The sequence below is a fragment of the Desulfomarina sp. genome, from assembly GCF_054039375.1.
This window is the reverse complement of the sequence record NZ_JBPLBA010000077.1, coordinates 1-5,665: the sequence shown is the minus strand read 5'-3', so window position 1 is coordinate 5,665 and position 5,665 is coordinate 1. Positions and strand designations below refer to the sequence as shown.

Sequence of the window (5,665 nt, the reverse complement as noted above, 5' to 3'; positions counted from 1 at the left end):
TTATCTCTTCATCCCAATCTTTACGAAGATTTGCGGCGTTTCTCCTTTGACCCTTATATCGCTTCCAGGGAAGCCTTCTATGAGTATCGCAGAGCCCTTGTCGGTCATCTGAATCCGTGAGTAATTAAGTGAGGTTCCGCATTCGTTGAAGGTCATTTCTTATTTTTCAGAGCCCTTCGAAGTTGTCAATTCTTTATCTTCTAAATAACAAAAGTTATTTTTAAATTTGCCCCGGTAACGCCCAGGTGGAACGCTGATTACGTACAAAACTCGGCCTGATACTTGTGAACATGGGGATGTGCCTGTTTTATCAGGCGTATTTCAAAAATCACATTGTACTGGTTTGAAAATAATCTGGCTTGACACTTTTTCATTTGAATTCCTTGTCAATTGAGATTTCCAGTGATTTTTGACCGTAGGCTAGCCTGATAAAGCAGGTACATCCACAAATCGGCTGAGTTTCATGGGTAATCAAGATTCTTTATGGCAAAAAAAATCGGACAGAAAATACAACCTGCGTAAATTCCGTCCGATTTGGGGGGGCACGTTTCTTTTTCTCTTCTTGTAGCAATCCTGGTGCCATTTTCGTTTTGTTTTTTGTTTTTATTTATCTTGCATTATTCCAATGTGTTATATGGTTTCATTCCGGAAAAAAGAAATTATTGAAATCCCATCTGACAACATTGAGTTCTGTGATTCGTAATCGTAATTCAAGTTACAATAAGTGTGGGTGATATTTACCGGACAAATTAATGACAATTTAAAGATCTCAGGGAGAAGATAATGCGGTGCCTGACATTATTTCTAGACTTATTTCATGGTTTTGTGGTAGCTACTAGGAAACAGGATTGTCTGACAGGCCACTTTGAAAAATTGATTTTTCACCCGATTCCTGCGGCCCTGGAAATGAGAAATGCTCACATATGGTTAATATGCAGCGTTTTTTATATTTTCCTGTTCCTTGACCTCGAACGAAAATTTTAATTTTCCACGGTGCTCTGCAGCAATTTGAATCCTGATTACTCATGAAAATCAGGTGCATCCCGGACTCACAAGTGGCAGGCCGAGTTTTGTCAGTAATTACTCACAACCACCCCAGCTTTTCACGGTCTCTTTTGTCCGCATAGGTAGGCTATAGCAAACAAAAGAGCCTGCAAAAATCTGCACCACCTGTGAGCAATTACAGTTCAGAGGTAATAAAATCATATAATTGCTACCCCTGTGAGTAGTTACTGTAAATATTTATTATTTATTTTCTCTTGTTTTATCGAAAGTGACAGCCGGCCATTTTTCCATGAAAAAATTGAGCATCCACTCACTCTGGGCAAGATAGGTTAAAAACCCTTCGGAGTCACGGGCAAGAGAGGACTGGTTTTTCCGTTCAAATTCCGCAAAGGCTTTTTTATCTTCGCAGTGAACCCACCTGGCCGCCTGGTAATCAACATTTTCATAGATGGCATCAACTCCATATTCGTTTTTCAGCCGGGCCATGGTTACTTCAAACTGAAGAACACCAACCGCACCCATGATATAATCCGAGCCGATCAGAGGTCGAAAAACCTGGATCGCCCCCTCTTCGGCTAATTGTACCAGTCCCTTCTGAAGCTGTTTCATTTTGAGTGGGTTTTTCAGAAGTACACGGCGGAAATGTTCGGGGGCAAAATTAGGTATTCCCGTGAATTTCAATTCTTCCTTCGGAGTGAAGGTATCACCGATTTTTATTGTGCCATGGTTATGGAGACCGATAATATCACCCGGCCAGGCTTCCTGGACATTTTCCCGTTCCTGGGCCATGAAAATAGTGGCATTAGCCAGGGTGATATCCTTTCCCAGTCGGTGGTGTCTGACCTTCATTCCCCTGGTAAATTTTCCGGAACAGATGCGAAAGAAGGCGATTCTGTCCCGGTGAGCCGGGTTCATGTTGGCTTGAATTTTAAAAACAAAACCTGAGAAGGCGTCCTCCTCCGGTGAAACTTCTCTGGTCACGGTCAGCCGCGGGCCTGGAGGCGGGGCCATCTCAACAAAACAGTCCAGCATTTCCCGCACACCGAAATTGTTTACGGCGCTGCCAAAAAAAACCGGGGTCTGGCCTGCATTGAGGTAGTGATCATATTCAAACGGATTGGCCGCACCCTCAAGAAGTTCGATATCATCCCGCAGTTCATCCGCCTGTTCTCCAAGCAGCTCGTCAACTTTCTGGTCTGAAAGATCATCAATGATAATTCCCTCTTCATTGAGTGTTGCCTGCCCCGGGGTGAAGAGATGCAGGGTTTTATGATGAATATTATAGACACCTTTAAACGTTTTCCCCATACCGATGGGCCAGGAAAGGGGAGTACATTCAATCTGCAGCTTTTCCTCAATTTCTCCCATGATATCCAGCGGAGTCAATCCTTCCCGATCAAGTTTGTTGATAAAGGTAATGATGGGGGTGTTGCGCATTCTACAGACTTCCATCAGTTTTTCTGTCTGGTTTTCCACACCTTTGGCACTGTCTATCACCATAATGGCGGAATCTACGGCAGTCAGCACCCGGTATGTGTCTTCGGAAAAGTCCTGGTGGCCTGGAGTATCAAGGAGATTTACTTCATAATCCCTGTAGGTGAATTTCATGACCGAGGTGGTAACCGAGATACCTCGCTCCTGCTCGATAGCCATCCAGTCACTTGTGGCATGCCGTTCCACTTTTCGCGATTTGACAGCACCTGCCATATTGATGGCTCCACCGAAGAGCAGCAGTTTTTCCGTCAGTGTAGTTTTTCCTGCGTCGGGATGGCTGATAATGCCGAAGGTGCGTCGTCTGGCTATTTCCCTGAGGAGTTGTTTACTCATGGTATTCAAAATATGACTTTAATTTATGCAGTGACTTTATTATAAGGACCAATTATCAGAAATTCATAAAAATCAGAATTGAGTATGTACTAAAAAATCGTTCACTTCCCTTCAGAGCATTCGCTCACGGATTCAGGGGAACATGAGAAAATTGAAAAGAATATGCTTTTTTAATAATATTGCAACCTAAATCCTTCACCAGTTGTAACTCTGTCGTCAATGAATATGGGATATGGGGTGTAAACATTCAGTTAAAGAGAAAAGATGGAAACAAAACGAACACTCCTTGTGACCGGTGGTTGTGGTTTTATCGGCGCAAATTTTGTGCGGCTGGTCAATCGGCAGTTTCCCGATTGGCGGGTTGTGAATCTCGACAAATTAACTTACGCCGGAAATCTCAAGAATCTTCATGGCCTGGAAGAAGGTGCGAATTATAGATTTCTCAGGGGAGATATTTGTGACTCTGGGATGGTGGAACGGATTTTCAGAGATGAGGGAATTGATACCGTCGTACACTTTGCTGCCGAATCCCATGTCGACAGGTCGATTACGGGTCCCCAGTCCTTTATTCAGACCAATATTGTTGGAACGTTTACCCTGCTGGAGGCTGCCAGGAAAAACTGGTCTGATGATGAAAAAAAGAAAGAATGCTGTTTCCTTCATGTGAGTACGGATGAGGTTTACGGATCTCTTGGAGAAACAGGGTATTTTACGGAAGAGACGCCTTTTGATCCCCGCTCCCCCTATTCGGCCTCAAAGGCGTCTTCAGACCACCTGGTCAATGCCTATTTTCATACTTACGGACTGCCCGTAAAAATCACCAACTGTTCAAATAATTACGGCCCCTACCAGTTCCCTGAAAAACTCATTCCCCTGGTGTTCAATAACAGTATGAAAGGAAAATCACTGCCTGTGTACGGGGATGGAAAAAACGTGCGGGACTGGCTTTATGTGCAGGATCATTGCGAAGCCATTATCGAGGTAATAAGAAAAGGAAAAGCAGGGCGAAGTTATAATATCGGCGGGAACAATGAAAAGCAGAACCTGGAAGTTGTTGCTCTGATCTGCGACATTCTCGACAGAAAACTCGGTCTGCCTGATACCGGGAAACCTCGAAAATCCCTGATCACCTTTGTAAAAGACAGGCTTGGACATGATAGACGATACGCCATTGATGCTTCCAGAATAAAAGATGAGCTGGGGTGGGAACCAAAGGTCGGTTTCGAAGAGGGAATGGAAAAAACTGTTGACTGGTACCTGGCCAATCAGACGTGGGTTGATGAGATTGTGGATGGTTCTTATCAACACTATTACAAAAAGATGTACATGTGTTAACAATGAAAATAATCAAAACGGATATACCGGAAGTCCTTGTTATTGAACCACGGGTTTTCAGTGATGATCGGGGGTTTTTCCTGGAGAGTTTCAATGAGAGGAAATGGCGGGAGCAGACGGGATTGACATCTGCTTTTGTCCAGGACAATCATTCAAAATCCGGTCATGGGGTTTTACGTGGTATACATTATCAGGTTCAACAACCCCAGGGAAAACTGGTGAGGGTTGTTGAGGGTGAGGTCTTCGATGTGGCTGTCGATCTGCGCAGGAATTCACCCACTTTCGGAAAATGGGTCGGGGAATTTCTGAGTGCTGAGAATTTCAAACAGTTCTGGGTTCCTGAAGGGTTTGGTCATGCCTTTGTTGTCCTTTCAGAGAGTGCTCAGTTTCTGTACAGGACAACAGATTTCTGGGCGCCAGAACATGAACGATGCATTGTCTGGAATGATCCTGACCTGAATATTGACTGGCCCTTTACTTTTACACCTGTGTTGTCGGAAAAAGATGCGAACGGTTCTTTTTTTAAAGATGCCGATCTTTATGAATTCTGAATATTCAGGGAATTCAGCCGGATTGGGGATATGGTTGCCTTATCAGGCTGAGTTTCACTGGTACCTGGTTATGAATAATTTCTGAACCCGGAGCAGACTGATGGGGAAAATTAGTGTAATTTGTATGGTGCTGTTACTTGGTGGTTGTGCCTCGTTCAGCGGGAAACCGGAAATCGTGATTCTCCGGAATCCCCGGACAATGGAGTTTGTCAACTGTGAAGTGAGCAAATGGGAAACGGAAGGATCGTACGAGGCCAATGAACAGTGTGTGAAAGATTATGAGGCCAAAGGCTTCGTGGTGTGGGGAAAACGCTGATCTTCACCTCAATATGCTGGCGGAGTCAGGCTTCAGAGAATTCCGTCGTATGATCCTGGGTAACATAGCGAACTGTCTGGGAGGGGGTGAGTTTTGTGGATGATGGTCCGGAGCGCACATAAAATTCTTCATTTTTACCGATATGAAGGAATATGGGTGTTGAAGCTGGAACGCATTCTATCAGCAGAACTTCTCTGTCCTCAATTTCTACCAGGGTGGTTTGTATAAATCTCGAAAATTCAGCACCTATATGATGATTGATAAGGTTTTTGACATGGAGAAGACACTTGTCCCTGTTTGCAAAATTGTCTTTCTCCAGTCCTGTGATTTTCCCGCTGTCGCTGATCCCTATAAGCAGTGTCCCACCTCTGGTATTCAGAAAGGCAACAATAGTTTTAAGCCAGGCCAGTTCAATTTCCTTGCCGTTTTTATCTGTTTTCAGATTCAGACGGACTGTTGATTTAAATTCAGTTTCCGGTCCTTCACCCCTGTTGATTGCCTCGTTGAGTCGTACAATCGGAGCCACCTTTTTTTTCTTTCGCAGATGGGTTTTCATAAATAGCAGATAGAACAGTCCCGTTCCGGTAAAGGCAATCAGCAGGTCGAAAAAATCAATCTGGAACAGTTTGGC

The 5,665-nt window shown here is 44.1% G+C and carries 5 protein-coding genes; 3 read left to right on the top strand and 2 right to left on the bottom strand.

Features of this window, described 5'->3' with window-relative positions; genetic code table 11:
• Positions 1 to 1,245: 1,245 nt before the first annotated feature.
• Complete coding sequence (locus ACXLDX_RS04235; RefSeq protein ID WP_457575947.1) at positions 1,246 to 2,832, bottom strand: peptide chain release factor 3; 1,587 nt, start codon at positions 2,830 to 2,832, stop codon at positions 1,246 to 1,248.
• Positions 2,833 to 3,096: 264 nt separating this feature from the next.
• Here ACXLDX_RS04235 and rfbB point away from each other — a divergent pair, with 264 nt between their 5' ends.
• The 3 genes from rfbB to ACXLDX_RS04220 all read left to right on the top strand — a co-directional run bounded on the left by rfbB (position 3,097) and on the right by ACXLDX_RS04220 (position 5,034).
• Positions 3,097 to 4,167: a dTDP-glucose 4,6-dehydratase gene (rfbB, locus tag ACXLDX_RS04230; protein ID WP_457575946.1), complete on the top strand. Its 1,071-nt coding sequence runs from the start codon at positions 3,097 to 3,099 to the stop codon at positions 4,165 to 4,167.
• 2 nt (positions 4,168 to 4,169) lie between these two features.
• Positions 4,170 to 4,718 carry a dTDP-4-dehydrorhamnose 3,5-epimerase gene (gene rfbC / locus ACXLDX_RS04225; protein ID WP_457575945.1) on the top strand — a complete coding sequence of 183 codons (549 nt, stop codon included), beginning with the start codon at positions 4,170 to 4,172 and terminating at the stop codon, positions 4,716 to 4,718.
• A 100-nt stretch (positions 4,719 to 4,818) separates the two neighbouring features.
• Complete coding sequence (locus ACXLDX_RS04220; protein ID WP_457575944.1) at positions 4,819 to 5,034, top strand: hypothetical protein; 216 nt, start codon at positions 4,819 to 4,821, stop codon at positions 5,032 to 5,034.
• A 25-nt stretch (positions 5,035 to 5,059) separates the two neighbouring features.
• Here ACXLDX_RS04220 and ACXLDX_RS04215 read toward each other — a convergent pair.
• On the bottom strand, positions 5,060 to 5,665 hold a 606-nt coding region (locus tag ACXLDX_RS04215), incomplete at its 5' end, for an AlbA family DNA-binding domain-containing protein (RefSeq protein WP_457575943.1).